At 69.3% G+C, this 24,334-nt stretch carries 28 protein-coding genes, 1 pseudogene and 1 riboswitch; of the genes and pseudogenes, 16 read left to right on the top strand and 13 right to left on the bottom strand.

Annotated elements, in window-relative coordinates; all coding sequences use genetic code 11:
* Nucleotides 1-26 precede the first annotated feature (26 nt).
* On the bottom strand, nucleotides 27-1,040 hold the full coding sequence (locus KF796_11855; GenBank protein MBX3587327.1) for a GAF domain-containing protein: 1,014 nt from the start codon (nucleotides 1,038-1,040) through the stop codon (nucleotides 27-29).
* 147 nt (nucleotides 1,041-1,187) lie between these two features.
* On the opposite strand from KF796_11855, the gene KF796_11850 reads away from it, so the two are divergent.
* Both KF796_11850 and KF796_11845 read left to right on the top strand, forming a co-directional pair.
* Nucleotides 1,188-1,745 carry a TetR/AcrR family transcriptional regulator gene (locus KF796_11850; protein ID MBX3587326.1) on the top strand — a complete coding sequence of 186 codons (558 nt, stop codon included), beginning with the start codon at nucleotides 1,188-1,190 and terminating at the stop codon, nucleotides 1,743-1,745.
* Nucleotides 1,742-2,623 (top strand): alpha/beta fold hydrolase, encoded by an 882-nt coding sequence (locus KF796_11845; protein MBX3587325.1) that lies wholly within the window; start codon nucleotides 1,742-1,744, stop codon nucleotides 2,621-2,623. Before KF796_11850 ends, KF796_11845 begins: the two co-directional genes overlap by 4 nt.
* A gap of 10 nt (nucleotides 2,624-2,633) precedes the next feature.
* Here KF796_11845 and KF796_11840 read toward each other — a convergent pair whose 3' ends face one another.
* Complete coding sequence (locus KF796_11840) at nucleotides 2,634-2,771, bottom strand: DUF3096 domain-containing protein (protein MBX3587324.1); 138 nt, start codon at nucleotides 2,769-2,771, stop codon at nucleotides 2,634-2,636.
* 142 nt (nucleotides 2,772-2,913) lie between these two features.
* Between KF796_11840 and KF796_11835 the strand changes: the two are divergent.
* From KF796_11835 to KF796_11820, 4 genes and pseudogenes are all read left to right on the top strand, one after another.
* Nucleotides 2,914-3,744: pseudogene (locus tag KF796_11835) on the top strand (hypothetical protein).
* 115 nt (nucleotides 3,745-3,859) lie between these two features.
* Nucleotides 3,860-4,777 (top strand): pseudouridine synthase, encoded by a 918-nt coding sequence (locus tag KF796_11830; GenBank protein ID MBX3587323.1) that lies wholly within the window; start codon nucleotides 3,860-3,862, stop codon nucleotides 4,775-4,777.
* Nucleotides 4,778-4,809: 32 nt separating this feature from the next.
* Nucleotides 4,810-5,373: a hypothetical protein gene (locus tag KF796_11825; protein MBX3587322.1), complete on the top strand. Its 564-nt coding sequence runs from the start codon at nucleotides 4,810-4,812 to the stop codon at nucleotides 5,371-5,373.
* 78 nt (nucleotides 5,374-5,451) lie between these two features.
* Nucleotides 5,452-5,622 carry a hypothetical protein gene (locus KF796_11820; protein ID MBX3587321.1) on the top strand — a complete coding sequence of 57 codons (171 nt, stop codon included), beginning with the start codon at nucleotides 5,452-5,454 and terminating at the stop codon, nucleotides 5,620-5,622.
* Nucleotides 5,623-5,642: 20 nt separating this feature from the next.
* Here the strand turns inward: KF796_11820 and KF796_11815 are convergent, their stop codons facing one another.
* The 6 genes from KF796_11815 to KF796_11790 form a co-directional block, all read right to left on the bottom strand.
* A complete protein-coding gene (locus KF796_11815) occupies nucleotides 5,643-8,054 on the bottom strand; it encodes a DUF3482 domain-containing protein (GenBank protein ID MBX3587320.1) in 2,412 nt (803 codons plus the stop codon).
* A 107-nt stretch (nucleotides 8,055-8,161) separates the two neighbouring features.
* Entirely contained in the window at nucleotides 8,162-10,636 is a 2,475-nt protein-coding gene (locus KF796_11810; protein MBX3587319.1) for a YgiQ family radical SAM protein, read from the bottom strand.
* 72 nt (nucleotides 10,637-10,708) lie between these two features.
* Complete coding sequence (locus KF796_11805; protein ID MBX3587318.1) at nucleotides 10,709-11,176, bottom strand: winged helix-turn-helix transcriptional regulator; 468 nt, start codon at nucleotides 11,174-11,176, stop codon at nucleotides 10,709-10,711.
* Nucleotides 11,166-11,375 (bottom strand): hypothetical protein, encoded by a 210-nt coding sequence (locus KF796_11800; protein ID MBX3587317.1) that lies wholly within the window; start codon nucleotides 11,373-11,375, stop codon nucleotides 11,166-11,168. The genes KF796_11805 and KF796_11800 overlap by 11 nt, the downstream gene beginning before the upstream one ends.
* The gene (locus KF796_11795; GenBank protein MBX3587316.1) at nucleotides 11,372-12,949 is read right to left on the bottom strand and encodes an FAD-dependent monooxygenase; all 1,578 of its coding nucleotides are present in this window, start codon (nucleotides 12,947-12,949) and stop codon (nucleotides 11,372-11,374) included. Before KF796_11795 ends, KF796_11800 begins: the two co-directional genes overlap by 4 nt.
* A gap of 75 nt (nucleotides 12,950-13,024) precedes the next feature.
* Complete coding sequence (locus KF796_11790) at nucleotides 13,025-13,477, bottom strand: CHRD domain-containing protein (GenBank protein MBX3587315.1); 453 nt, start codon at nucleotides 13,475-13,477, stop codon at nucleotides 13,025-13,027.
* Nucleotides 13,478-13,624: 147 nt separating this feature from the next.
* Between KF796_11790 and KF796_11785 the strand changes: the two genes are divergently transcribed.
* On the top strand, nucleotides 13,625-14,548 hold the full coding sequence (locus KF796_11785) for a crotonase/enoyl-CoA hydratase family protein (GenBank protein ID MBX3587314.1): 924 nt from the start codon (nucleotides 13,625-13,627) through the stop codon (nucleotides 14,546-14,548).
* Here the strand turns inward: KF796_11785 and KF796_11780 are convergent.
* Nucleotides 14,517-15,023 carry a 6,7-dimethyl-8-ribityllumazine synthase gene (locus KF796_11780; GenBank protein ID MBX3587313.1) on the bottom strand — a complete coding sequence of 169 codons (507 nt, stop codon included), beginning with the start codon at nucleotides 15,021-15,023 and terminating at the stop codon, nucleotides 14,517-14,519. The genes KF796_11785 and KF796_11780 overlap by 32 nt on opposite strands.
* Nucleotides 15,024-15,132: 109 nt before the next feature.
* A riboswitch (FMN riboswitch) is annotated at nucleotides 15,133-15,305 on the bottom strand.
* Between the two features lie 50 nt (nucleotides 15,306-15,355).
* Here KF796_11780 and KF796_11775 point away from each other — a divergent pair.
* Nucleotides 15,356-15,928 carry a DUF924 family protein gene (locus tag KF796_11775; GenBank protein ID MBX3587312.1) on the top strand — a complete coding sequence of 191 codons (573 nt, stop codon included), beginning with the start codon at nucleotides 15,356-15,358 and terminating at the stop codon, nucleotides 15,926-15,928.
* 2 nt (nucleotides 15,929-15,930) lie between these two features.
* Here KF796_11775 and KF796_11770 read toward each other — a convergent pair whose 3' ends face one another.
* Nucleotides 15,931-16,704: an SDR family oxidoreductase gene (locus KF796_11770; protein ID MBX3587311.1), complete on the bottom strand. Its 774-nt coding sequence runs from the start codon at nucleotides 16,702-16,704 to the stop codon at nucleotides 15,931-15,933.
* Between the two features lie 104 nt (nucleotides 16,705-16,808).
* Here KF796_11770 and KF796_11765 point away from each other — a divergent pair, with 104 nt between their 5' ends.
* On the top strand, nucleotides 16,809-17,759 hold the full coding sequence (locus KF796_11765) for a LysR family transcriptional regulator (protein ID MBX3587310.1): 951 nt from the start codon (nucleotides 16,809-16,811) through the stop codon (nucleotides 17,757-17,759).
* On the opposite strand, the gene KF796_11760 is transcribed toward KF796_11765, so the two are convergent.
* Nucleotides 17,725-18,645, bottom strand: coding sequence for a LysR family transcriptional regulator (locus KF796_11760; protein ID MBX3587309.1), 921 nt, complete (start codon nucleotides 18,643-18,645; stop codon nucleotides 17,725-17,727). The genes KF796_11765 and KF796_11760 overlap by 35 nt on opposite strands.
* A gap of 89 nt (nucleotides 18,646-18,734) precedes the next feature.
* Between KF796_11760 and KF796_11755 the strand changes: the two genes are divergently transcribed.
* Nucleotides 18,735-19,373, top strand: a complete 639-nt coding sequence (locus KF796_11755) for an NAD(P)-dependent oxidoreductase (GenBank protein MBX3587308.1) — start codon at nucleotides 18,735-18,737, stop codon at nucleotides 19,371-19,373.
* On the opposite strand, the gene KF796_11750 is transcribed toward KF796_11755, so the two are convergent.
* Nucleotides 19,367-20,392, bottom strand: coding sequence for a response regulator (locus KF796_11750; GenBank protein MBX3587307.1), 1,026 nt, complete (start codon nucleotides 20,390-20,392; stop codon nucleotides 19,367-19,369). The genes KF796_11755 and KF796_11750 overlap by 7 nt on opposite strands.
* Nucleotides 20,393-20,623: 231 nt before the next feature.
* On the opposite strand from KF796_11750, the gene KF796_11745 reads away from it, so the two are divergent.
* Together KF796_11745 and KF796_11740 are read left to right on the top strand one after the other, a co-directional pair.
* Complete coding sequence (locus KF796_11745; GenBank protein MBX3587306.1) at nucleotides 20,624-20,794, top strand: hypothetical protein; 171 nt, start codon at nucleotides 20,624-20,626, stop codon at nucleotides 20,792-20,794.
* Complete coding sequence (locus KF796_11740; protein ID MBX3587305.1) at nucleotides 20,791-20,976, top strand: hypothetical protein; 186 nt, start codon at nucleotides 20,791-20,793, stop codon at nucleotides 20,974-20,976. Before KF796_11745 ends, KF796_11740 begins: the two co-directional genes overlap by 4 nt.
* Before the next feature lie 45 nt (nucleotides 20,977-21,021).
* Here KF796_11740 and KF796_11735 read toward each other — a convergent pair whose 3' ends face one another.
* The gene (locus tag KF796_11735) at nucleotides 21,022-21,555 is read right to left on the bottom strand and encodes a PA2169 family four-helix-bundle protein (protein MBX3587304.1); all 534 of its coding nucleotides are present in this window, start codon (nucleotides 21,553-21,555) and stop codon (nucleotides 21,022-21,024) included.
* A 200-nt stretch (nucleotides 21,556-21,755) separates the two neighbouring features.
* On the opposite strand from KF796_11735, the gene KF796_11730 reads away from it, so the two are divergent.
* Genes KF796_11730 through KF796_11715 form a run of 4 tightly spaced genes read left to right on the top strand, consistent with a single transcriptional unit; the run spans nucleotide 21,756 to nucleotide 24,328 of the window.
* Nucleotides 21,756-22,106: a winged helix-turn-helix transcriptional regulator gene (locus KF796_11730; protein MBX3587303.1), complete on the top strand. Its 351-nt coding sequence runs from the start codon at nucleotides 21,756-21,758 to the stop codon at nucleotides 22,104-22,106.
* Entirely contained in the window at nucleotides 22,090-22,569 is a 480-nt protein-coding gene (locus tag KF796_11725) for an SRPBCC domain-containing protein (GenBank protein MBX3587302.1), read from the top strand. The genes KF796_11730 and KF796_11725 overlap by 17 nt, the downstream gene beginning before the upstream one ends.
* Before the next feature lie 3 nt (nucleotides 22,570-22,572).
* Nucleotides 22,573-23,193 carry a glutathione S-transferase family protein gene (locus tag KF796_11720; protein ID MBX3587301.1) on the top strand — a complete coding sequence of 207 codons (621 nt, stop codon included), beginning with the start codon at nucleotides 22,573-22,575 and terminating at the stop codon, nucleotides 23,191-23,193.
* Between the two features lie 46 nt (nucleotides 23,194-23,239).
* Entirely contained in the window at nucleotides 23,240-24,328 is a 1,089-nt protein-coding gene (locus KF796_11715) for an AAA family ATPase (protein MBX3587300.1), read from the top strand.
* The last annotated feature ends 6 nt before the right edge of the window (nucleotides 24,329-24,334 follow it).

The following is a 24,334-nucleotide window of genomic DNA, read 5'->3' as shown; positions in this document are numbered from 1 at the left end:
GCCGCCCTGCCTGGACTACAGGCTTGTCAGGCCCATTTCTTGCCGGGTTGGAGCGCCGCCAGGATGCGCGCCCACATCGTGTTGCCGGTCGCCGCGCCGCCCAGATCGTCCAGGTGCACCACATGGCTGTCCACGCGTGCCTGAAAGGACTGACCATGGGCCAGCAGTGCCGACAGCTCCGGCTGGACCACGGGCGAGAGGACGCGCTCCAGCGCCAGAGCCGTGGGCGCCGACAGCAAGGCGCAAAAGTCGGTGTCGCCCAGGCGGGCCAGCGCGCCCTCGGGCGGCAGGCGGCCGCGCAGCAGCTGGGCCAGCCACCCCAGCATCAGAGTCCGGCCACTGTCGCCATGGGGCAGCTTCAATGCGGCCGCGTCCGTGTTGACGCGCAGCAGGCACAGGGCCATCTGCGTGTTGTCGGCATGCGCCTGTTCCACGGCCAGGCCCAGCAGCTCCCGGAAGCCGCGGATCGTCCAGCAGCCCGTGACCGGGTCAAGTGCCTGCCGCCGCTGCGCGAGGTCAAGCCGCATCAGCAGCGACTTTTGCAAGCTGGCCACAGCCACTGAGCGCAATTCGCTTTCAGCCATGCGCGCGAGGTCCTGCAGCGCCGCCAGCTCTTCCTCGTCGTAGGTGCGGGGCATGGTGTCAATGGCACACAGCGAGCCCGCAAAAATGCCGGGCGCGATTTCCAGCGGCAGCCCCACGTAGGAGCGGATTCCGGGCTTGCCCAGCACCAGCGGGTTGTCGGCAAAGGCGTTGTCGGTCCAGGTGTCCCGAATCACCAGCGGCTTGCCCGACGCCACCACGTGACCGCAGAACGAAATATCTCGGGGGGTGTGCGGCTCGTCCAGGCCCTGCACCGAACGAAACCATTGCTCGTCTTCTTCAACGATGGTGATCAGCGCAATCGGCACCTGCAAAAGCCGCTTGGCCGTGCGCGTGATGCGATCAAAGCGCTCCTCGCGAGGGGCATACGCGCAGACGGCGGCACGAACGGCGGCCAGACGCAGGCCTTCTTGGGCCGGAATGGGAGCTGGGATCATGCTGAATGGTACGCAGATTTGGGGTTTGCGGATGGGGAGCCCCGTTGCTTTGCAATGGCTTGACACTAGACCGACCGGTCTATAGACTACACGCTCATGAATGCAGAAACCGCCCCTCCCGGCACCCGCGACCGCCTGATCGCAGCCATGCTCGATGCCTTGCGCACGCGCGGCTTCCACGGGGTGGGCCTGAGCGAGCTGCTGGCCACCGCCAGCGCGCCCAAGGGCGTGCTGTACCACCACTTTCCGGGCGGCAAGACCGAGCTGGCGCTGGCCGCCATCGCTGCCGTCATCGACCAGCTCACGGGCCACCTTGACAAGGTGTTCGAGCGCGCCGCGGGCGACCCCGCAACCGCCCTCACGCTGTGGATGAGCGCGGCGCAAAAGGTGCTGGAAGGCAGCGGCTTTGAGCGCGGCTGCCCGCTGGCCGCCGTGGCCCTTGAAAGCACCCCTGAAGACACGGCCCTGCGCGCGGCGCTGGCCACGGGCTTTGCCGCCATCCGCGACCGCCTCGCGGCAGAACTGGGCCGCGCCGGCGTGGCACCGGCACGCGCCCGCGGGCTGGCCGCGCTGATCGTCTCGGCCTACGAAGGCGCGCTGGTGCAGGCGCGCGTGGCCAGTGATGTGCAGGCCATGCGCGACACCACCGCCGCCCTGATCGACCTCATCCGCCTCAGCCTTCCCCCTACCGGAGCCACCCCATGACCCCCCCACCCGTCACCGCCTCCCCCATTGCGCTCACCACGCGTGATGGCTACCGCCTCACGGCGCTGCGCTATGCCGCCCAGGGCCCGCTGCGCGGCCACCTGATCGTGGCCGGCGCCACCGGCACGCCCCAGCTGTTCTACAAGGCCTTTGCCGAATACGCGAGCACCCAGGGCTACACCGTGCTCACGCTGGACTACCGCGGCATCGGCCTGTCGCGCCCGGGCAGCCTGCGCGGCTTCCGCATGGCCTACCTGGACTGGGCCCGGCAGGATCTGGCCGCCGCGGTGGACCACATGGCCCGTGACGACGTGCCGCTGTTCATGGTGGGTCACTCGTTTGGCGGCCATGCCTTTGGCCTGCTGCCCAACCATGAGCGCGTGGCGCGGTTCTATACCTTTGCCACGGGTGCAGGCTGGAACGGCTGGATGCCCATGGCCGAGCGCATCAAGGTCTGGATCATGTGGAACCTCGTGGGTCCGCTGATCATCCGCTGGAAGGGCTACCTGGCCTGGAGCCGGCTGGGCATGGGCGAGGATTTGCCGCTGGACGTGTACCGCGAGTGGAAGCACTGGTGCCGCTACCCGCACTACTTCTTTGACGACCCGGCCATGCCCGACGTGGCCGAGCGCTTTGGCCGCGTGACCACGCCGATCCGCGCCGCCAATGCGCTGGACGACCTGTGGGCCCCGCCAGCCTCGCGCGACGCCTTCATGGCCGGCTACCGCGGCACGCCCTGGCAGGCCATCGACATCGACCCCCAGCGCAGCGGCCTGGGCGCCATTGGCCACATGGGCTACTTCCGGCGCAAGGCGCAGCCCCTGTGGGGCGAAGTGCTGAGCTGGTTTGGCGAACACCGCGCGCCGGGCGCCGCCTGAGCCTGGAGCTTCAGCGACCCAGCAGGCCCGACACGCCGACGATGATCAGGTAGATCGCCACGATGTAGTTGAGCAGCCGCGGGATCATCAGAATCAGCACGCCGGCAATCAGGGCGGCCACCGGGCCAATGTGGGCGACATAGTTCATGGTGTCTGTCCTTTGCGGTTGAATCTCCAAGGGCCCCAGTCTGGACGCTGCGCGTGGCCCGGCCTGTAGGCGCCTGCCGCCAGATGGCGTCAGCGGCCCGGGCTTGCGACCCGGGCCTTGCGGCCGTGGGAAAATCGGGGGCATGAGCGCCCTGTCCTTCCCCGCCGTCAACCTGCAGCACACAGCCTTCTACAAGTTCGTCAACCTGCCGCAGCCTGAAGAGGTGGCGGCCGTGCTGCGCGAACTCACCGCGCCCCCGGCCAGCGGCGTGACCGGCAGCATCCTCGTGGCGGCCGAGGGCATCAACGGCATGCTCGCGGGCCAGCCTGGCGTGCTCGACGCGATCGAGCGCGCGCTGCTCGAAGACCCGCGCCTGGGCGGGCATTTTGCCGGCATGCCGTTCAAGCGCAGCGAATGCAAGACCGTGCCCTTTCACAAGATGAAGGTGCACCTGAAGGCCGAGATCGTGCCGCTGGGCGTGCCCGGCGTGGACGCGGCGCGCGACACCGGCATCAACGTGTCCCCGCGCGAATGGCGCGAGCTGATCACGCAGCCCGACGTGGTGCTGCTGGACAACCGCAACAGCTTTGAATTCCGGCTCGGCCGCTTCGCCAATGCCATTGACCCGCAGGTCACCAACTTCCGCGACTTCCCGGCCTATGTGCGGGCCCATGTGGACGAGTGGAAGGCCGGCGGCAAGCGCGTGGCCATGTACTGCACCGGCGGCATCCGCTGCGAGAAGACCAGCGCCTGGATGCAGGACATGGGCGTGCCGGTCTACCAGCTCGAGGGCGGCATCCTCAACTACTTCAAGGAAATGCCCGACGCCGGGCAGGACTGGCAGGGCGAGTGCTTTGTCTTTGACAACCGCGTCGCGCTGGACACCCACCTGAAGGAAACCACCACCACGCTCAATGATGTGTACGGCGGCGAGCCCGACGGCGAATGGCGCCTGGCGCGGGCCCAGCGCCTGCAGGCCGCGGGCGATGATGGCGACAAGCCCGCGGTTGCGTTGGCCCCCACGCTTGCCACTTCATGTGCTGCGCTGCCCCCCGAGGGGGCTTCAGTCGCCTTGGGGCGGCCCGGCGGTGTCTGAGCCGCCACTGCCTGCGCGCCAGGGCGTGGGCGCAAGCTGCGTGGGCCTCCCCCCCGGCCCCTGGCCCCGGTTGATCGACTTTCTGCTCGAGCGCTTCCCGGCCATCGCGCAGCCCGAATGGGCCGCGCGCATGGCGCGTGGCGATGTGCTGGACGATGCCGGCCACAGCGTCACGCCCGGCCAGCCCTACCAGGCCCACCGCCGGCTCTACTACTACCGCAGCCTGCCCGCTGAAGCCGCCAACCCCGCGCGCGAAACCGTGCTGTTTGAAGACGACTGGCTGGTGGTGGCCGACAAGCCGCACTTCCTGCCCGTCACGCCCACCGGCAAGTACCTGCACGAAACGCTGCTGGTGCGGCTGCGCCAGAAACTCGGCCTGGACGCGCTTGCCCCGCTGCACCGCATCGACCGCGAAACCGCGGGCTTGGTGCTGTTCGCCAAGCAGCGGGCCAGCGTGCAGCACTACGCGGCGCTGTTTGCCACGCGCGGCGTGCACAAGACCTACGAGGCCATCGCGCCCTGGCGCGCCGGCCTGGCGTTCCCGCTCACGCGCGCGAGCACGCTGGTGCAGGCCGGCCACTTCATGCAGATGCGTGAACTCGAGGCCGGGCCGGAGGCCCAGGCCAATGCGCACACCACCATCGAACTGCTGGAGGCCCGTGGCGCGCTGGCGCGCTACCGGCTGCAACCGCACACCGGCAAGCGCCACCAGCTGCGCGTGCACATGGCCGCGCTGGGCCTGCCGCTGCTGGGCGACCGGATCTACCCCGAGCTGCTGCCCGAAGGCGGCGACGACCCCGCCAACCCGCTGCGCCTGCTGGCCCAAAGCCTCGCGTTCACCGACCCGGTGACCGGGCAGGCGCGCCAGTTCACCAGCCGCCAGGCGCTGAATTTTCCCGACACCGCCTGACTTCCCGCGGTGGCCAGCGCTTAAGATTGCGCATGCTGAAACACCCCCTGATCACCCTCACGCTGCTGCTCGCGGCTTTTGCCGCGCAGGCCCAGACCACCCCCGCCAAGAAAGAGCTGGTGGCGCGCATCCTCAAGGCGCAGCAGCCGGCCATCGAAGCCATGGCCCGCTCGCTGGCCGAGCAGCCCGCCGCCGCCATGATGGACCGCGCCGCGCAGGCCCTGTCCACCCGCATTGCCGCCGACAAGCGCGAAGCCGTGGCGCGCGACATCCAGGCCGACGTCAAGAAGTACGTGGACGATGCCGTGCCGCTGGTGACCGAGCGCGCGCTCAAGCTGGCCCCGTCCACCATGGGCGCGGTGCTTGAAGAGAAACTCAGCGAGGACGAACTGCGCCAGGTGGTGGCGATCATTGAATCGCCCGCCTATGCCAAGTTCCAGGCACTGGGCGGCGCGCTGCAGGACGCGCTGGTTCCCAAGCTCGTCACCGATACGCGCGGCGCCATCGAACCCAAGGTCCGCGCGCTCGACCAGTCCATCGCCCGCCGGCTGGGTGTGGGGCCCGCCCCGGCCCCCGCCAAACCGGCCAGCAAGTAGGCCCCGCACAGGCGCCACGGGCCCGGCCCGCGCGCATGGCAAAATAGTGGGTTTTTCCAATCAGAACCGGAGTACCTCATGGGCAACAAAATCGTCACCGAAGCCGACCGCAAGCGCACCCCGGCACCTCCCGCCATGGAAGGCTATCCCCGCCACCGCGACGGCGGCGGCCAGAAGATCAGCCTGGAGCGCGGCAAGGCCACGCGCAGCAAGAAGAACCCCGGCAAGCGTCCGCACAAAGGCGGTTGAACGGAAACTGACCCGGTGCACTACCCCGGCGCCTGCGGGCTGCCGGGGTCATTCGTGGGGTCACTGGCAGGGTAAAGGCGCGCCAGCAAGCGGCGCGTGATGTCCTTGAGCTGGTCCGCCAGTTCGGCCGTGGGCTCCATGCCGGGCTCGCCGGCCACCCGCTGGCCCCCCGCGGCCCGCGCGCTGGCCCACAGCGCCAGCAACTCCCCGCGCCGGGCCGCCACCGCAGCCACCACCTCGCTGCGCCATTCCGGCCGGAAATCACCGAGCCGGGCAGCCACCGGGCCGCGCCCCCAATGAATGATCGCCAGGTAGCGCAGCAGCGCGGCCTCGCACAGCGCCTGCAGCATGTCGTCGCTCAGCCGCACCGTGGTCACGCCCTGCTCGCCGGTGCGGTTCTTCCAGGCCGCGCCCAGAAACGCCGCCCCGCCGCCCACCAGCGCACCCAGGGCGGCCGCCGCGCCCAGCGTGAGCCCGCCCGTGAGCAGGTCCACCGAGGCGCCCATGGCCGCGCCCGTGGCGGCGCCCGCCATGCCGGCCTGGGGTGAATTCACGGCCGCCTGCACCGCGAATTTCTCCTCGAGCCGGCTTTCCAGCGCGCCCGCGGCCGATGCCTCGATGCCGTGCAGGCTCAGCAGCTGCGCAAACGTCTCGGCGTCGGCGCGCTGCAGCCGCAGCACCACGGCTGCCATGGCCGCCTTGCGGGCCTGCTCCTGGGCGTCACGCTCGGTTCCGCTGATCAGGCTCTTGACCGACAGCGGCGCACTGTCCACCCCTTGCGACTGGCCCGCCGCGCCCAGCAGTTCCACCGCCATCAGGGCCATGGCACGGTCCAAGCGGGTCTGGTTGCGGGCCTGCCAGGCCTGGGCCAGCCGCGCCCAGCCCTGGGCACTGGCGCGCGGCACGCAGCGGGCCATGGCATCGAGCCAGGCGCCCTCCTGAACCCAGCAGCGGGCAAAGGCCGCAAAGGGCAGCACCGCGCGAACCGCCTCCTGGCGGCCCTGCAGGCGCTCGGCCAGCGCCTGCAGGGGCTCGTGGCCCGGCTGCGCGGCTTCCTTGCCGGCCGGCGTGCGCACCAGGAGCAGCACCGGCCGGCCCGCCGGCCAGGCCGCGGGGGCCGTCTCCAGGTCGCTGGCCTGGCCCACCACCTGCAGCAGCACGTCGGCCTGGGCCGGTTCGGCCAGGCGCAACGCGTCCCCGGTGGGCGTGCGGACCAGCACGGCCCCTGCGGGCGGTGCCTGCCCGGCGGGGCCCGGCTCCTGCCACAGCACACGCAGCAGGGCCGCGCGGTCTTCGTCGCGCTGGCTCAGCAGCGCCACGCGCACCTGCGCCGGAAACAGGCGGTCGATCAGGCGCTGGAAATACGGTTCGCCCAGGTCCAGCTCGATCCGCCCGGCCAGCCGCCGCGCCTGCCAGTGCGCCACGGCCGCCAGCAGCAGGCGCGGCAGCACCACCAGCAACACCAGCAGGCCCACGTACAGCAGGGCCCAGCGGCCGCCGCCGTCGGCCATGCCGGCGCCGCCCGCCTCGAACTGCATGCGGGCGATCTCCTGCACGGTGAAGGGTTCGAGCGAGAACAGCGCCACCACGGGCGCGAAGAACACGCTGAGGATGGCATGCACCTGCTGCGCGCCCAGAAAGGTGCTTTCCCAGCCCGCGCGGTAGGCCACCACGGTGCCGCGCATCAGCAGCGACAGCGCCACGCCCGCGCCCCAGGCCGCGGCCGACAGGTGCAGCACCCGCCGCAGGCGCTGCGCCGTGAGCGCGGCGGTGAGCCCCTGCCAGCGCGCAAAAAAAGCCGCGGTGACCTCGCCCCAGGCCCGGGCCGCCTGCGCCTTGCGCCAGCGTGGGAGGCCAGCTTGCCAGTGGCCCAGCCACTGGCGCAAGCCGGCCAGCGGCGGCACGGAGGGGTTCGGGGACGCCGGGCGCCGCCACGCCCGCAGCGCTGCCACGGCCAGCAAGGCGTACATCAGGAGGTTCCAGACCACGATGCCCAGCAGCGGCAGCGACAGCAGGTCCACCCGGTGCGGATTGGCAATGCGGTCGGTGGCCACGCCCAGCACCAGCGCGGCCAGCGGCACGCCCCACAGCAGCCAGCGCTGCCAGGGCGCGGCCTGCGCCAGCGCGGCCACACCGCTGTGGCGCGGCCCGGCAGCGGCCAGCACGAGCTCGGCGCGCCGGTGCAGCGCGGGCGCCACGGGCACGGCGCCATCGGCGCCCTGGGCCTCGCGCGCGGCGGCCACGGCCTGCAGGTCAATCGTCTCGCGCTCGGCATCGGTCAGCCAGCGGCCCTGGGTGTCGGCGGTTTCAATCGCCTGGGCCAGCACCACGCGCCGGGCCTGGGCCTCGTCCAGGCGCATGCGGGTCAGCGGCGCATGCCCGGCCACGGCCATCGGCGCGTCAGGGGGTGGGTGGGAGCCAAGGCGGTGCATCGTGGACTATCGTAGTCGAGTCCCGGGGGCCAGATTTCACTACGGAATCCGTAGCGCATGATGGCCGACAGCCGTGGACTCCAGCCACGGTAAGTACGAAAAACGCCTCAGCGGGGCTTGCGCGGCGGCTTGGCGGCGCCGGTGACGCGCGGCGGCAGGCCCGTGTGCTGGGTCAGCATCGCGCCCTTCTTGGGCGCGGCAGTCCGGGGCGCACCGGCCTTGGGGGCCACGGTGGTGGAGTTCTTGCGGCGGGCGCTCTGGTAGCTGCCGTCGCTCAGCGGCTGCCAGGTGGGGATCAGGTGGTGCTTGCCGTTGCCAATCAGGTCGGCGCGGCCCATGGCCTTGAGCGCCTCGCGCAGCAGCGGCCAGTTGTTGGCGTCGTGGTAGCGCAGAAAGGCCTTGTGCAGGCGGCGGCGCTTTTCGCCACGCACGATGTCCACGGTTTCATCGGCATCGCGCGCCACGCGGCGCACGCCCTTGAGCGGGTTGCGGCCGCTGTGGTACATGGCCGTGGCCGTGGCCATGGGGCTGGGGTAGAAGGTCTGCACCTGGTCGGCGCGGAAACCGTTCTTCTTGAGCCACACGGCCAGGTTCATCATGTCCTCGTCGCTGGTGCCCGGATGGGCCGCGATGAAGTACGGGATGAGGAACTGCTTCTTGCCCGCCTCGGCGCTGAACTTTTCAAACATCTGCTTGAACTTGTCGTAGCTGCCGATGCCGGGCTTCATCATCTTGGTGAGCGGGCCCTGCTCGGTGTGCTCGGGCGCGATCTTGAGGTAGCCGCCCACGTGGTGCTGCACCAGTTCCTTGACGTACTCGGGGCTCTTGACGGCCAGGTCGTAGCGCAGGCCCGAGCCGATCAGGATCTTCTTGATGCCCGGAAGCAGCCGGCCACGGCGGTAGATCTGGATCAGCGGGCCGTGGTCGGTGGTGAGGTTCTGGCAGATGCCGGGGTAGACGCAGCTGGGCTTGCGGCAGGCGGCCTCGATCTCGGGGCTCCTGCAGCCCAGGCGGTACATGTTGGCCGTGGGGCCGCCCAGGTCGGAGATGGTGCCGGTGAAGCCCTTGACCTTGTCGCGGATGTCTTCCACTTCCTTGATGATCGACTCTTCAGAGCGGCTCTGGATGATGCGGCCCTCGTGCTCGGTGATCGAGCAGAAGGTGCAGCCACCAAAACAGCCGCGCATGATGTTCACGCTGAAGCGGATCATTTCCCACGCGGGGATCCTGGTGGCGCCGTCGTGGCTGCCGTTCTCGTCCGCATAGCGCGGGTGCGGGCTGCGCGCATACGGCAGGTCGAACACATGGTCCATCTCGGCCGTGGTCAGCGGGATGGGCGGCGGGTTGATCCAGACGTCGCGCGCGGTCACGCCCTCGCCGTGCGCCTGCACCAGGGCGCGGGCATTGCCCGGGTTGGTTTCCAGGTGCAGCACGCGGTTGGCATGGGCATAGAGCACCGGGTCGGCCTTGACCTGCTCGTAACTCGGCAGGCGGATCACGCTGCGGTCACGCGGCGGGACCTTGAGCTTCTGCTTGAGCGCGGGGTTGGCGTGGAAAGTCAGGGGCTGGATGGTGGCGCCGAGGTCGGTTCGCACTGAGCTCATCTCCGTTCGCCCTGAGCTGATATCCGTTCGCCCTGAGCTTGTCGAAGGGCTCGCTGGGGCTTCGACAAGCTCAGCCCGAACGGGGGAGAGCTCAGGGCGAACGGATATGGGCTCGGGGTGATCGGGGCCATCTACCCGAACGGAAGAGTCCTCTTTCGAACAATTGCTGCCCTGGGCCTGCGCCTGCTCACTGGTCGTCATGTACGGGTTGACATGGCTCTCCACCCTGCCCGGCGCATCCACACTGGTGCTGTCGATCTCGAACCAGCCCTGCACCGACGCGCGGCGGAAAAACGCCGTGCCGCGCACGTCGTCAATCTGCTCCACGGGTTCCCTGGCCGCCAGGCGGTGCGCAATCTCGACGATGGCGCGCTCGGCGTTGCCGTACAGCAGCAGGTCGCACTTGGCGTCCACCACGATGCTGCGGCGCACTTTGTCAGACCAGTAGTCGTAATGCGCGATGCGGCGCAGGCTGCCCTCAATGCCACCCAGCACAATGGGCACGTCCTTGTAAGCCTCGCGGCAGCGCTGGCTGTAGACGATGGCTGCGCGGTCGGGCCGCTTGCCGCCCACGTCGCCGGGGGTGTAGGCGTCGTCACTGCGGATCTTGCGGTCGGCCGTGTAGCGGTTGATCATGGAATCCATGTTGCCGCTGGTCACGCCCCAGAACAGGTTGGGCTGGCCCAGCGCCTTGAAGGGCTCGGCACTCTGCCAGTCCGGCTGGGCGATGATGCCCACGCGAAAGCCCTGGTCCTGCAGCGTGCGGCCGATCACGGCCATGCCAAAACTCGGATGGTCCACATAGGCATCGCCCGTGACCAGCACCACGTCGCAGCTGTCCCAGCCGAGCGCGTCCATCTCGGCCCGGCTGGTGGGCAGGAACTTCGGCTGGCCGAAGCGATGCGCCCAGTACTTGCGGTAACTGGTGATCGGCTTCGCGGCGCGCGCGAAGAAAGAGACGTCAACCGGGGCGTTCATGAAAAAGGGGGTGCGCGCCTGTGGCGCAAGGAGAAACCGCGATTTTACCGGTCGCCCGGGTTTTTTGACCCTTCAGGGGTCATGGGCGGGCGCGCCGGCATGCGCGATCAGCCGGTCCAGCATGGCGCCCAGCTGCTTTTGCTCGGCCGCCGAGAGGCAACCAAAGATTTCTTCATTGCGCCGCGCGATCAGCGCCATCACGCCGGCCCAGCGCTTCTGGCCGGCGGCGGTGGGGCTGAGCACCACCCCGCGACCGTCGGTTTCGCTGGCCTGCTTGTGCACCAACCCGCGCTCCACCAGCGCCTGCGCGGCGCGGCTGGCCTGGCCCTTGTTGAGGTTGGCGCGGGCGGCGAGGTCGTTGACCGACAGCGGCGCGAAGTTGCCGATGGCGGCCAGGCAGCGCGCCTCACCCACGGGCAGGCCAAAGGCCTGGGCATAGGCGTCGGCGCTGGCCTTGTCGGTGAGCTTGTTGACCCGGTGCAGGCGCCAGGTCAGGTGCTGCTCCAGCGGCAGCGTGGCAGTGGCCGGCTTACGGGCCATGGTGCGCGGGGGCATCAAGCGCCGGCGAGAGTTCACGCATGGCCCGGTCGATCAGGGGCAGCACCTCGTCGGCGTGCGCCAGGCGGCTCATGAGCGAAAGGCAGACCATGGACAGCAGCAGCGGGGTCTGCGCCTCGCCCACGCGCCCCATGGCCTCGCACAGGGCGGTGTAGCTGCGGTCAAGATCGGCGTCGGTCATGCGAGGACTCCCTGGGTTTGCAGCGCCGCGAGCAGCGGCGCCGGGTCAAGGCCATGCCAGCGGCCCATCACATAGCCATCGGGGCGCACCAGCACCAGGGCTTCATCCCCGGGGCCGGCCAGGCCATAGCGCTTGCGCGCCTGGCCGTGCAGGTCGGCATCGGGTTCGATCTCGAGCACGGCCACGCCGTGCTGCGTCAGCGCCCTCACCGCTTCGGGCACCACGCCGGCGCCCAGCACCAGGCACACAAAATCGCCGCCAAACAGGCTGCTGAGGTGCACGGGCCCGCCGGGCCCGGCCAGCAGGGCCTCGGGGGCGGGAGCGCCCGGTGCCGCGAGGTCGCTGGCCCAGCCGCCCACATCGGGCACGTTCAGCGGCGAGCCGTCATAGCGCACGGGCGACGACTGGCGCGGGTTGATCAGCGGCCGCACGCCGGGCTCGCTCGCGGCCAGCCGCAGCGTGGCCTCACGCATGAGCTGGAACGCAAAGTTGGGCGGCGCCATGAACTCGGTGCTCTTGGCGCCATAGGCAATGTTCTCGCGCGCGGCGTGCACGCGCTCGGTGGAATACGAGTCCAGCAACTCTTCTGGAGAGCGGCCATCGAGCACGCGCGCGAGCTTCCACGCCAGGTTGCCCGCGTCGTCCAGGCCCGAGTTGAGGCCGCGCACGCCAAAGATGGGCACCAGGTGCGCCGCATCACCCGCGAACAGCACGCGGCCGTGCCGGTAGCTGGGCAGCGTGAGGCACTTGGCGTTGTAGATCGAAATCCACATCGGCTCCCAGGGCGCGTCCTCGCCAATCATCTGCAAGTGGCTTTGCACGCGCGGCAGCACGTTCTGCGGCTTGACGGCCTCCACCGGGTCTTCGTCGTCGCGGATCTGGTAGTCGATGCGCCACACGTCGTCGGGCTGGCGATGCATGAGGATGGTCGAGCCCGGGTTGGACGGCGGGTCGAACCAGGCCAGGCGCTCCACCGGGCGCTGGGTCTTTTGAACGATGTCGACGATCACGTACTTGCCCTCGTACTGCGTGCCCTGCAGCTGCAGGCCCAGCTGCTCGCGCACCGTGCTGCGGCCGCCGTCGCAGGCCACCAGCCAGCTGGCCTGCACGGTGTGCCGGCCTTCAGGGGTGTCGATATCGGCCTGCACGCCCTGCGCGCCGGGCCGCACCGCCACCACGCGGCTGCCAAATTGCACACGCGACAGGTCGCCAATGGCCTGCGCCGCGCGGTGCGCAAACTCTTCCACATAAAACTGCTGGATGTTGAGCATGGGCGCGAAACGCTGGGTCGGCTCGCTGGGCATCTGGAAATGCAGCACCTCGGTGCTGCGCCAGTAACTGCGTCCACCGACCCAGCCCAGGCCCTTGGCCACCAGCGGCTGGTCGGCGCCGACCCAGCCCAGGATCTCCTGCGAGCGGCGCGACAGGCAGATCGCGCGGCTACCGGTGCAATAACCCTCGTCGGCCTCGACCACCAGGCTGCTCACGCCCTGGCGTGCCAGCAGCGCCGCCAGCGTGAGGCCCACAGGGCCGCCGCCGGCGATCAGAACGGGAACGGAAGAAGGAAGGGTCACGGGCAGATGGCGTTACAAGTTGCGTGCGCAACTATAACGCCATCTGGTTGCGCCCGCAACCATCTACCAGCAGGCTTACTTGCGCTCGCTCAACTGGCCGCGGATTTCACCACCAGGAAAGGCGGAGGTGTGCACGTTGACATACCAGCGGCCCGAGGCCAGATCGGCCGCCTGCGCGGTGGTCAGGTTGGTCTGGCCCGTGATGGTGCCCGACAGCCCGGTCATGAACGGGATCACGACGCCGGCGTTCTGGCCCGGCCCCGCGGGGCCATGAATGTGCGCGCCCGTGACCTCGCCGGACAGGCCGGTGTAGGTGACCTTCCAGTCCAGCACATTGCTGCTGCGGTTCCACTTGAGTTCGGCCTGGCCTGAACCGGTGCTGTTGTTGGCGGGCACTTCCTGGGCGCCGCTCAGCCTGGCTTCGTAGATGTCGATTTTCTGCGAGGGCCGCATCGAGCCGCAGCCCGCGGTCACCAGCGCGACCAGACCGGCCGCCAATGCAGAGCGAAGAAGGGTTTGGCGTTTCATGGTGTTTTTGTCCTCTTGCAAGTGAAATGGAACCTGCATGGTGCGCCGCGGTGCCGCCCTGCCCTGTAGGACCGCGCCTGACGTGCCCGTGGGCACAGGCCGCGCACCCTGACTATCATGGCCGCTCACCCCAGAAGGAGACACGGCATGCCCCAGTACAACACCCTGCGCATCGACAAGGACGCTGGCAACCCGCGCATCGCGCGCCTGCTGCTCAACCGCCCCGAAAAGCTCAACGCCATCAACAACGACACCCCGCGCGAGATCCGCGCCGCCGTGGAGTGGGCCAACGCTGACGACGAGGTCCACGTGATCGTGGTCGAAGGCGCGGGCAAGGGTTTTTGCGGCGGCTACGACCTCACGGTGTTTGGCGAGGGCGAGATCGACCACCCCTGCCAGCAGGAGCGCCACCCCTGGGACCCGATGGACGACTACGCCTTCATGAAGCGCAACACCGACGACTTCATGACCCTGTGGAAAAGCGCCAAGCCCACCATCGCCAAGGTGCATGGCTACGCCGCCGCCGGGGGCAGCGACATTGCGCTGTGCTGCGACCTGCTGGTGATGGCCGAGGACGCGCGCATCGGCTACATGCCCACGCGCGTGTGGGGCTGCCCCACCACCGCCATGTGGACCTACCGGCTGGGCCCCACGCGCGCCAAGCAGCTCATGTTCACCGGCGACACCATCGACGGCACCACCGCGGCGGCCTGGGGCCTGGCCAACGAGGCCGTGCCGGTGGACCAACTGGAGTCCGCGACGATGAAGCTCGCCAATCGCATTGCCGGCGTGCCGCGCAGCCACCTGGCCATGCACAAGATGGTGGTCAACCAGGTCATGCTCAACATGGGCATTGAGCAGAGCCAGCAGATGGCCACGCTGTTTGACGGCATCACCCGCCACAACCCCGAAGGCCTGTGGTTCCGGCGCCAGGCGCAGGCCGAAGGCTTCAAGGCCGCCGTGCAGTGGCGCGACAGCGGCAAGCCCATCCCCGAGGGCGACGAGGCCCGCGCGCTGATCCGCGAGATGGAAGAAAAGCTCAGACCACCGGGCGCGGCGCCACGGCGTTGAGCTCGCGCAGGCTGACCAGCGTCTTCACGCAGGCCTGGGCCAGCTCGGTGCCCTTCTTGACGAAGTGGCGGCGGAAGAAATCCACGTGCTCCTCGCTCTCGTGAAAGTCGCGCGGCGTGAGCACGGCCGAGAACACCGGCACACCCGAATCGAGCTGCACCCGCATCAGGCCGTCGATCACCGCGGTGGTGACGAACTCGTGCCGGTAAATGCCGCCATTGACGATCAGGCCGCAGGCCAGGATGGCGTCGTAACGCCCCTTGGCCGCGAGCTTCTGCGCATGCAGCGGGATCTCGAAGGCACCGGGCACCTCGAACAGATCGACCCGGCTGCTGGGGGAGCAACTGGCGCTGATCTCGGCCAGCGCCGCCTGCACGGCCTGGTTGACGATGTCGCGGTGCCACGAAGACGACACCAGCGCGATGCGGACCTCGGGCGCGGAGCCGTTGGCGGGGGAAGGAAGGGACTGATTCATGGAAGACCTCAAGCACAAGGGTTTGACCAGAATCAGGGCGCGCACGCAAACCCGCTGCGGGCGGGCGCGGCCAACGGAAAAGCCGGCCGGCGCCCGCCCACGGCAGGTGTCGCGTTTCTCTTTCATCCGGACTGTGACCGTCGGCCCTGGCATCTCACCAGATCTGCTGACCCCGGCGCCACAGGCGTGGCACCGGGCGCTCGCGGGCTGCCGCGGTCAGGGCACCAAAGCCCTGCCGCGGATACCGCCGGTGGGGAATTTCACCCCGCCCTGAGAACGCTGCCGGCCCCGCAAAGGGCCAGCGGGGGTATTCTAGGAGCCCGCCCCGATTTCTGCCTGTCACCCTTGCAACGCCCATGACCCCTGCCCTGCCATCCGCATTTGACGTGATCGACTTCTGGCGCGAAGCCGGCCCTGCCAAGTGGTTCAGGAAAGATGAGGCGTTTGACGCCGACTTTCGCAACCGTTTTCTACAAGCCCACGAGGCCGCTGCGCGCGGCGAGCTGAACGCCTGGGGCCAGACCGCCGACGGCGCACTTGCCCTGCTGGTGCTGCTGGACCAGTTTCCGCGCAATGCGTTTCGCGGCACGGCCCGCATGTTTGCCACCGACGCGCAGGCGCGCGACGTGGCCCGCGCCGCGCTGGCCGCAGGCCTAGACCAGCAGACCGACGAGGCGCTGCGCAACTTCTTTTACCTGCCCTTCATGCACTCCGAAGACCTGACCGACCAGGACCTGGCCGAGCAGCTGACCCGCCCGCTGGACCCCGAGAACCACAAGTTTGCGGTGATCCACCGCGACATCATCGAAAAATACGGGCGCTTTCCGCACCGCAATGCTGTGCTGGGGCGCACCACGACGCCGGATGAGCAGCGGTTTCTGGACGATGGCGGGTTTGCGGGCTGAGGTCAGAGGAACATGCCGCCCGAAGCCTCGATGCGCTGGGCGTTGACCCAGCCCGTGCCCGGGGCCAGCAATGCCGCCATGACGCCGCCAATGTCGTCAGGCAGGCCCGCACGACCCAGGGCCGTCTGCGATGCCACGAAACTGTTGAGCTGGGCGTTGTCGCGCACCGCGCCGCCACCAAAGTCGGTCTCGATCGCGCCCGGCGCCACCACGTTGACCGTGATGCCCCGCGGCCCCAGTTCCCTGGCCATGTAGCGCGACAGCACCTCCACCGCCCCCTTCATGGCCGCATAGGCGCCGTAGCCCGGCAGCGCAAAGCGCGCAAGGCCTGAAGACACATTGAGGATGCGCCCGCCATCGTTCATGAGCGGCAGCAGCGTCTGCGTGAGGAAGAAGACAGCCTTGAAATGGACGTTGACCAATTGGTCGAACTGCGCCTCGGTGGTGTCCATCAGGCTGGCGTGAACACCCACGCCGGCGTTGTTGACCAGAAAGTCAAAGCGCTCACGCTGCCAGTGCGCGGCCAGTGACTGCCGCACAGCCTGCGCAAAGGCTGCAAAGCTGCCGCTGTCGGCTGCGTCCAGCGGCAGGGCCACCGCGCGCCGGCCCAGCTTTTCGATCTCGGCCACAGCGCTGTCAGCCTCGGCCTTCTGGCTGCGGTAGGTCAGGATCACGTCGGTGCCCTGGCGGGCAATGTGCAGCGCGGCACTGCGGCCCAGGCCTCGGCTGCCGCCCGTGACGAGGGCGATGGAGGGGATGAAGGGCTGGGTTTTCATGGGAAATCCTTTGAAACGGGTTGGTGAATGAAAGGAAGTCTATTGAGCGGCAATCAACAGATAAATCATTTAAATTTGGTTTATTTGTTATTCATAATTGGACAATGAACCCTTTGGACCGCATGACGGTGTTCAGCCGCGTGGCCGAACTGACCAGCTTTACCCAGGCCGCCGACAGCCTGGGCCTGCCCAAGGCCACGGCGTCCCTCGCCGTGCAGCAGCTGGAAGCCGAGCTGGGCACCCGGCTGCTGCACCGCACGACCCGGCGCGTACAGCTCACGCAGGACGGCCAGGCCTATTACGAGCGCTGCAAGGACCTGCTGGCCGACGTGGAAGACCTGCAGACCATGTTCCAGCAGGCGGGCGCGCAAGATCTGCGCGGTCGTGTGCGGGTGGACATGACCACCGGCATGGCCCGCAACATCGTCATCCCGAGGCTGCCCGGGTTGCTGGCGCTGCACCCGAAGCTGGAACTGGAGCTCAGCAGCACCGAGCGCCGGGTCGACCTGGTGCGTGAAGGCTTTGACTGCGTGCTGCGCGTGGGCGCGGTGGGCGATGCGGGCCTGGTGGCGCGCCCGCTGGGCCTGCTGCCCATGGTCAACTGCGCCAGCCCCGCCTACCTGCGCCAGCGCGGCACGCCGCGCACCGTGGCCGATCTGGCCGGCCATCAATTGGTGCACTACGTGGGCACGCTGGGCGGCAAGTCAGCCGGCTTTGAATACCTGCAGGAGGGCCGGGAGCAGCGTGTGACCATGGCCGGTGCCATCACCGTGAACAACGCCGAGTCCTACCAGGCCGCCTGCCTGGCCGGGCTGGGCCTGATCCAGGTGCCCGAAGTGGGCGTGCGCGACCTGCTGGCCCAGGGTGCGCTGGTCGAGATCATGACCGACCACCAGCCTGCTGCGATGCCACTGACCCTGCTCTATGCCAACCGGCGCAACCTGTCACGCCGTGTGCGGGTGGTGATGGACTGGCTGGCGGAGGTGGCGCAGGAGCACGTGAGTGGAGGCCAAGGCATCTTCATGACCCCAGTCTCCCCCCATAAAAATCAATGAACGCCCTCACCTTGGCCTGCACATGCCGCCCCGGCGCGTACACGGCGTGAATGCCGCCGCGCGGCAGCTGCCACTGCGGCAGCACCCGCACCAATGAGCCGTCGCCCAGCGCCGGGGCGGCGCTCAGGCTGTCCAGCGTGGCAATGCCGGTGCCCGCCTGCAGCAGGGAACGCAGCGCGCTGGCGGAATCGCAGCGCAGGCGGCTGCTCATGCGCACGGTGCGCTGCTGGCCACGCGGGCCGGTGAACTTCCAGGTCAGCGGCGTGGGCAGCACGCTCAGCGCCACCCATTGGTGACTGGCCAGGTCTTCGGGCTTTTTCGGGGTGCCGTGGCGGCGCAGGTAGCCGGGGGCAGCCACCACGTGCTGTTCAAACTCGCCCAGCCGGGTGGCGCGCAGGGTGGAGTCACGCAGCCAGCCCATGCGGATGGCCACGTCAATGCCTTCCTTGACGATGTCCACCACGCGGTCGCTGCTGCGCAGGTCAATCTGCAGTTGCGGGTGCAGCGCGGCAAACTCGGCCACGATGGGCGCCAGCGCCTGGGCCGTGTGGTCGGCCACGGCGCTGATGCGCAGCGTGCCCGTGAGCACGGCCGCGCCCTGCCCGGCCTGCGCCTGGGCCAGTGCGTCCTGCAGGCTGCGCAGTGGTGGCACGGCCTGCTCGTACAGCGCGTGGCCGGCATCGGTCAGCGCCACGCGGCGCGTGGTTCGGCTGAACAGGCCGACGCCCAGCAGCGCCTCAAGCCGGCTGACCTCAATGCTCACACGGGCCTTGCTCAGGCCCAGCAGCTCGGCGCCGGCCGTGATGCCACCGGCATCGGCCACGGCGGCAAAGACACGCAGGGCGTTGAGGTCGGCGCCAGCGGTATCGATTGTTTTGATTTTCATAACAATCAATTGTGACCTGTGGCCTTTATCGAATCAACCTGAAGTGGAACAGTACGGCCACCGACAAACCACAACTGAAAGAAAATTCCATGAACATCGCACTCATCGGCGCCAGCGGCTTCATCGGCTCGGCCCTGCGCACCGAGGCCCTGGCCCGCGGCCACCAGGTCACGGCCATCGTCACCAACCCGGGCAAGCTGGCACCTGTGGCGGGGCTGACGGTGGTCAAGGCGGACGTGAACGACACCGCCGCACTGGCCGCGCAGCTCAAGGGCGCCGACGCCGTGCTCAGCGCCTTCAGCGGCCACGCGCAGGCCAACACCTTCGACTATTACCTGAACGGGTTCAAGTCGATCGTGGCGGCGGTCAAGGCCGCGGGCGTGCCGCGCCTGCTGGTGGTGGGCGGGGCCGGCAGCCTGGAGGTGGCGCCGGGCCTGCAACTGCTGGACACGCCGCAGTTCCCGGAGGCCTACAAGCCCACGGCCGAAGGCGCGCGCCAGGCGCTGGCGCTGCTGCGCGAGGAGGCCGCGCTCAACTGGACCATGCTCAGCCCCAGCGCCATCATTGCGCCGGGCGAGCGCACGGGCCAGTTCCGCCTGGGCACCGACCAGCTGCTGGCCAACGCCCAGGGCGACAGCCGCATCTCGGTCGAGGACTACGCGGTGGCGATGATCAACGAGCTGGAGAAGCCGGCGCATGCGCGCCAGCGCTTCACCGTGGGCTACTGAGCCGCCCGCAGGTCCGCGGGCAGCGACAGCGGGCCCCGGCGCGAGGAGCCGAAGCGCACGCCCCGGGGGCGGCCCCGCGGGACCGGCATGAGCCGGCCTGCCGCGTCCAGCGGCACGCCCGGCCCCACGGCGAGCCGGGTTTCGGGCGACAGCAGGATGTCGCCACTGGAGGCCCTGGAGGCCAGCTCCGCGGCCAGCCGCGCCTGCGGCCCGATCAGCGTGCTGCGGGCTTCGCCATTGCTGCAGAAGGTGGCCATCTCGCAAACCCCGGTGTGCAGGCCAATGCGCAGGTGCAGCGCGCCGATGCACTGGCGCAGCGCAATGGCCATGTCCAGGCAGGCGCTGGCCTCGTCAAAGAAGACCCCCACGGCGCCATTGGCGAACGAGTCCACCGTGCCGCCATGGACCGCCGCCAGGCTGTCCACGTCGGCGCTCCAGGGCGCCAGGCCGCAGACGGGCCAGATCGAGCTCTCGCCCGCGTCGGCATACAGCACGGTGAGCGGGCGGGACTCAAAGCGGATGGCCTGCGCGGCCTCGGTGTGAAACAGGGCCTGCCAGTCCTCGGGCGAGAGGTAGCGGGCCAGTTTTTCCGACAGCGCCTCGATCTGGCTGGCGCGCAGCGTGGCCACCACATGGGCCTCGATGCGGGCCACCACCTTGTCGGGGTCCACCGGCTTGGTCAGGTAGTCCACGGCCCCCAGGTCCAGGCCCAGCAGTTCGTCCTGCGTGCCGGCCAGGGCCGTGAGAAAGATCACCGGGATGTTGGCCGTGGGCGGGTGCTGGCGGATGCGCCGCAACACCTCGTAGCCGTCCATGTCGGGCATCATGATGTCCAGCAGCACCATGGCGGGCGGCTGGTCCGACATGACGACCTTGAGCGCTTCGCTGCCCGACGGGGCCAGCACCACCTGGTAGCGGTCCTCGAGCAGGCCGTTCATCAGGAACAGGTTGTCGGGCGTGTCGTCCACCACGAGGATGCGCGGCACGCTGGGGGTTGTTTCGGTCTGGAGAGTGGTCATGGCGGGCCCCTTTCTTTGAGCTGGTAAGCGCCTTGAATGAGCACCCCGATCACACCACTCCACCCGCGCCGGCCCCTAGGCAATTTGGTGGCGGCCCTTAAGCCGATTTCCTAAGGCCAGCGCTGCGCGCCGGGTAGGAGCTGGCCGACGCCGATCAACGCGAACGCCTCACAGCGGCCCGCGGGCGGGGCTCCCAATAATGCAGTGACTTCCAGAACGCAAGGAGCATTCATGTCATTTGCACTCTACATGTTGGGGTTTGTGGTTTTTCTCGGCGGCCTGGTCTGGGGCGCCTTTGAGGTGGGCATCCCGCATGTCTACATCGGCATCGGGGCGGTGATGCTGCTGGGGGTGGGCATTTTCAGCGCCGTGGGCCGCACCCGCGCCAAGGACCCGTCATGAGTTCGGCGGCCCAGCCCCGCCCCGGCCGCACGCGCAGCACGGTCAACACCCTCAATCCGGCCGATCCCGCGCCGGGCACCAACAAGACCCAGCACCGGCCCGACCCGGCGCCCGAAAAGCCACCGGGCAACGAGACCGGCCGCCACACCGAAAAAAGCCCCTACACCGCCGGAAAGCAATAAAAAAAGACCCGCTCACGCAGGTCTTTTTTTGAGGCGGCTGCCGGATCAGCTGTTCTTCAGCGCATCACGCAGGGCCTTGACCTCGTCGTGGTTGCGGCGGGCGCCCAGCGCCTGGCGCTCGATCATGGGCCGCAGGTCGGCCGGCAGGTCGGTGGCCAGCGCCTTGCGGTAGCGGGCCACGGCCGTGTCCTCGCCGCGCTCGCATTCCTGCAGAACGGTCTTGTCGTCCTGCTGGCTCAGCGCGGTGCGCACGGCCACCCAGCCGCGGTGCAGCGCGCCGGCCGCGGTGCCGCCCTTGTCGGGCTCGCCGCCGCGCGCCACGATCGCCTGCTCGATCTCGCGCGCCGCCACGGTGCACTCGCCGGCATGGCGCGCCAGCAGGGTCTTGATGTCCTGCGCCTTGGCATGTTCGGCGCTGGTGGCAAAGCCATAGGCGCCGTCGCGGCAGCTTTGCAGCAAGTCGTTCAGCACCGACAGCACATCGGCATTGCTGGCGGCGCTGGTGCTGTGCCCCTGGGTCAGCGGGTGGACGGGTTCCCCGGCGAGGGCGTCGCGGTGTTCATTTCGTTCTTCAGCCATGTGGTGACTCCTTGGAAAGTGGGTTGAAAAGATCGTCAGAAGCCCATCTTCCGGGCCGGGGCCCGGCCGCAGGGTCGGCCGGTTGCACCACGGCCTGTAGGAATGCGCTTGCAGTTTCGCTCGCAGTCGAGCTCGCAGTTGCTTGACAAAGTGCCGCCTATTGCATAACCTATGAGTTATATAACCACATGGCTCTCAATATGCAGATGGACCCCCTGAGCGCAACCTTTGCGGCCCTGGCCGACCCGACCCGCCGCGCCATCCTGGCGCGGCTCGCGGTCGGCCCCGCCAACGTGACCGAGCTGGCGCTGCCCTTCGCCATCAGCCAGCCCGCCATCTCCAAGCACCTGAAGATGCTGGAGCGCGCCGGCCTGGTCACCCGCTCGCGCGAGGCGCAGTCGCGCCCCTGCCAGATCGAGGCCGCGCCGCTCAAGCAGGTGGCCGACTGGACGGCCGAGTACCGCGTGTTCTGGGAGCGCAGCTTTGACCGCCTGGACAGCTACCTCGACACCCTTCAACCCAAGGAGAAACCCCGTGCCCGCCACAACTGACCCCGCCGCCGCCGAACTCGTCATCACGCGCCTGTTCAACGCCCCGCGCCAGCTCGTCTACGAGGCTTGGACCCGGCCCGAGCACCTGGCGCACTGGTCCGGCCCCGAAGGCTTCACCACGCCCCACCACGAGATGGACCTGCGCGTGGGCGGGCGCTACCGCGCCTGCCTGCGCTCACCCGACGGGCAGGACCACTGGGTCCAGGGCGTCTACCGCGAGCTGCGCGCGCCCGAGCGGCTGAGCATGACCCACGCCTGGGAAGACGCCAGCGGCCAGCCCGGCTTTGAGACCCTGGTGACCGTCACCTTCACCGACCAGGGCGGCCAGACCCTGATGACCTTCCACCAGGCGGCGTTTGAGTCCAGCGCCTCGCGCGACGGCCATGAGGGCGGCTGGTCCAGCAGCTTCAACCGGCTGGCGGCGCACCTGGCCTCGTTACGCACTCCAGCCGGAGGCCACTGAACCATGAAGCTGTATTACGACGAGACCATCAACCCGCGCAAGGCCTGCGCCGTGGCCCGCCACCTGGCCCTGCCGGTGGAACGGGTGCACGTGCGCCTGGCGCGCGGCGAGCACAAGGCGCCGGGCTTTCTGGCCCTGAACCCCAACGGCCGCCTGCCCGTGCTGCAGGACGGCGCGCTCACGCTCTGGGAGGCCAACGCCATCATGTGCCACCTCTCGCTCGCGGCGGGGGCCGACCTGTGGCCACGCGACCCGCAGGCGCAGGTCGAGGTCACGCGCTGGCTCAGCTGGGACGCCTTTCATTTCACGCGCCACACCGGCACGCTGTATTTCGAGAACCTGATCAAGCCGCTGATCGGCCTGGGCCCGGCCGACGCCGCCGTGGTGCGGGAGGCCGAGAACCAGGTGCGCGCCTCGGCCGCCGTGCTCGAGCAGCACCTGGCCAGCCGCCGCTTCCTGCTGGGCGACGCGCTCAGCGTGGCCGACTTTGCGGTGTCGGCCGCCCTGCCCTATGCCGAGGGCGCCCGGCTGCCGCTGCAGGGCCTGCCGGCCATTGCACGCTGGCATGCGCGGCTCAACGAGCTGCCGGGCTGGCGCGAGCCCTTCGGCCCGGCCGCTGGCTGACCGGCACCACAGACCGCCGCGCGGCAGCGCGGTATCCTCGGGCCCCATGTACGCCAAGCATTTCGGCCTGACGCAGGACCCGTTCTCCATCGCGCCCGATCCGCGCTACCTCTTCATGAGCGAGCGGCATCGCGAGGCCCTGGCGCACCTGCTGTACGGCCTGGGGGGCACCGGCACGGCAGACGGCACGCCCGCCGGCGGCGCGGGCGGCGGCTTTGTGCTGCTCAGCGGCGAGATCGGCACCGGCAAGACCACGGTGTGCCGCTGCCTGCTGGAGCAGATCCCGGCGCACTGCAACGTGGCCTACATCTTCAACCCCAAGCTCACCGTGATCGAGCTGCTGCAGACGGTGTGCGACGAGTTCCACATTGCCGTACCGCCCGGGGCCACCACCGCCAAGGACTTCATCGACCCGCTCAACGCCCACCTGCTGCGCACCCACGCGGCCGGGCAGAGCAATGTGCTCATCATTGACGAGGCGCAGAACCTCAGCGCCGATGTGCTGGAGCAGCTGCGCCTGCTGACCAACCTGGAGACCAACGAGCGCAAGCTGCTGCAGATCGTGCTGATCGGCCAGCCCGAGCTGCGCACCCTGCTGGCGCGGCCCGAACTGGAGCAGCTGGCCCAGCGCGTGATCGCGCGCTTTCACCTGGACGCGCTGAGCGAAGCCGAAACCACGCAGTACATCACCCACCGGCTGGCCATTGCCGGCCACACCGGCGCCCTGCCGTTCGACGCGCGGGCGCTGCGCCGCATCTACCAGCTCACGCGCGGCGTGCCGCGCCGCATCAACCTGCTGTGCGGGCGCGCGCTGCTGGGCGCCTATGCCGAGCAGCGCGGCCAGGTGAACCGGCGCGTGGTCGACAAGGCCGCGGCGGAAGTGTTCGGCACCAGCACCCCGGTGCGCCGCCGCCCGGTCTGGCCCGCCTGGGCCGCCGGCCTGTCGGCGGCGGCCGTGGTCGCGCTGGGGGTCTGGTGGCAAGCCGGCACCCAGCCGCGCGCGCGCCCCAGCGGGCCCGACCCGCTGGCCAGCCCCACGCTCAGCCTCAAGCCGGCCACGGTCATCACCGTGCCGCCCTCCCCCTCGTCCACCGCGGCCCCGATCGCCACGCCGGCCTCGGGCGCCCGACCCTGAACTCAC

Origin of the sequence: Ramlibacter sp., from assembly GCA_019635435.1 — a bacterium.
Classification (GTDB): domain Bacteria; phylum Pseudomonadota; class Gammaproteobacteria; order Burkholderiales; family Burkholderiaceae_C; genus JAHBZM01.
Note: the sequence above shows the minus strand (reverse complement) of the source record. Positions and strands in the feature narration are given on the sequence as shown.

Bases quoted from the DNA above. Each gene is read 5' to 3' on its own strand.
- KF796_11855 (MBX3587327.1), bottom strand. From the start codon at position 1,040: ATGATCCCAGCTCCCATTCCGGCCCAAGAAGGCCTGCGTCTGGCCGCC.
- KF796_11850 (MBX3587326.1), top strand. From the start codon at position 1,188: ATGCTCGATGCCTTGCGCACGCGCGGCTTCCACGGGGTGGGCCTGAGC.
- KF796_11845 (MBX3587325.1), top strand. From the start codon at position 1,742: ATGACCCCCCCACCCGTCACCGCCTCCCCCATTGCGCTCACCACGCGT.
- KF796_11840 (MBX3587324.1), bottom strand. From the start codon at position 2,771: ATGAACTATGTCGCCCACATTGGCCCGGTGGCCGCCCTGATTGCCGGC.
- KF796_11825 (MBX3587322.1), top strand. From the start codon at position 4,810: ATGCTGAAACACCCCCTGATCACCCTCACGCTGCTGCTCGCGGCTTTT.
- KF796_11820 (MBX3587321.1), top strand. From the start codon at position 5,452: ATGGGCAACAAAATCGTCACCGAAGCCGACCGCAAGCGCACCCCGGCA.
- KF796_11815 (MBX3587320.1), bottom strand. From the start codon at position 8,054: ATGCACCGCCTTGGCTCCCACCCACCCCCTGACGCGCCGATGGCCGTG.
- KF796_11810 (MBX3587319.1), bottom strand. From the start codon at position 10,636: ATGAACGCCCCGGTTGACGTCTCTTTCTTCGCGCGCGCCGCGAAGCCG.
- KF796_11805 (MBX3587318.1), bottom strand. From the start codon at position 11,176: ATGGCCCGTAAGCCGGCCACTGCCACGCTGCCGCTGGAGCAGCACCTG.
- KF796_11800 (MBX3587317.1), bottom strand. From the start codon at position 11,375: ATGACCGACGCCGATCTTGACCGCAGCTACACCGCCCTGTGCGAGGCC.
- KF796_11790 (MBX3587315.1), bottom strand. From the start codon at position 13,477: ATGAAACGCCAAACCCTTCTTCGCTCTGCATTGGCGGCCGGTCTGGTC.
- KF796_11785 (MBX3587314.1), top strand. From the start codon at position 13,625: ATGCCCCAGTACAACACCCTGCGCATCGACAAGGACGCTGGCAACCCG.
- KF796_11780 (MBX3587313.1), bottom strand. From the start codon at position 15,023: ATGAATCAGTCCCTTCCTTCCCCCGCCAACGGCTCCGCGCCCGAGGTC.
- KF796_11770 (MBX3587311.1), bottom strand. From the start codon at position 16,704: ATGAAAACCCAGCCCTTCATCCCCTCCATCGCCCTCGTCACGGGCGGC.
- KF796_11765 (MBX3587310.1), top strand. From the start codon at position 16,809: ATGAACCCTTTGGACCGCATGACGGTGTTCAGCCGCGTGGCCGAACTG.
- KF796_11760 (MBX3587309.1), bottom strand. From the start codon at position 18,645: ATGAAAATCAAAACAATCGATACCGCTGGCGCCGACCTCAACGCCCTG.
- KF796_11755 (MBX3587308.1), top strand. From the start codon at position 18,735: ATGAACATCGCACTCATCGGCGCCAGCGGCTTCATCGGCTCGGCCCTG.
- KF796_11750 (MBX3587307.1), bottom strand. From the start codon at position 20,392: ATGACCACTCTCCAGACCGAAACAACCCCCAGCGTGCCGCGCATCCTC.
- KF796_11745 (MBX3587306.1), top strand. From the start codon at position 20,624: ATGTCATTTGCACTCTACATGTTGGGGTTTGTGGTTTTTCTCGGCGGC.
- KF796_11740 (MBX3587305.1), top strand. From the start codon at position 20,791: ATGAGTTCGGCGGCCCAGCCCCGCCCCGGCCGCACGCGCAGCACGGTC.
- KF796_11735 (MBX3587304.1), bottom strand. From the start codon at position 21,555: ATGGCTGAAGAACGAAATGAACACCGCGACGCCCTCGCCGGGGAACCC.
- KF796_11730 (MBX3587303.1), top strand. From the start codon at position 21,756: ATGCAGATGGACCCCCTGAGCGCAACCTTTGCGGCCCTGGCCGACCCG.
- KF796_11720 (MBX3587301.1), top strand. From the start codon at position 22,573: ATGAAGCTGTATTACGACGAGACCATCAACCCGCGCAAGGCCTGCGCC.
- KF796_11715 (MBX3587300.1), top strand. From the start codon at position 23,240: ATGTACGCCAAGCATTTCGGCCTGACGCAGGACCCGTTCTCCATCGCG.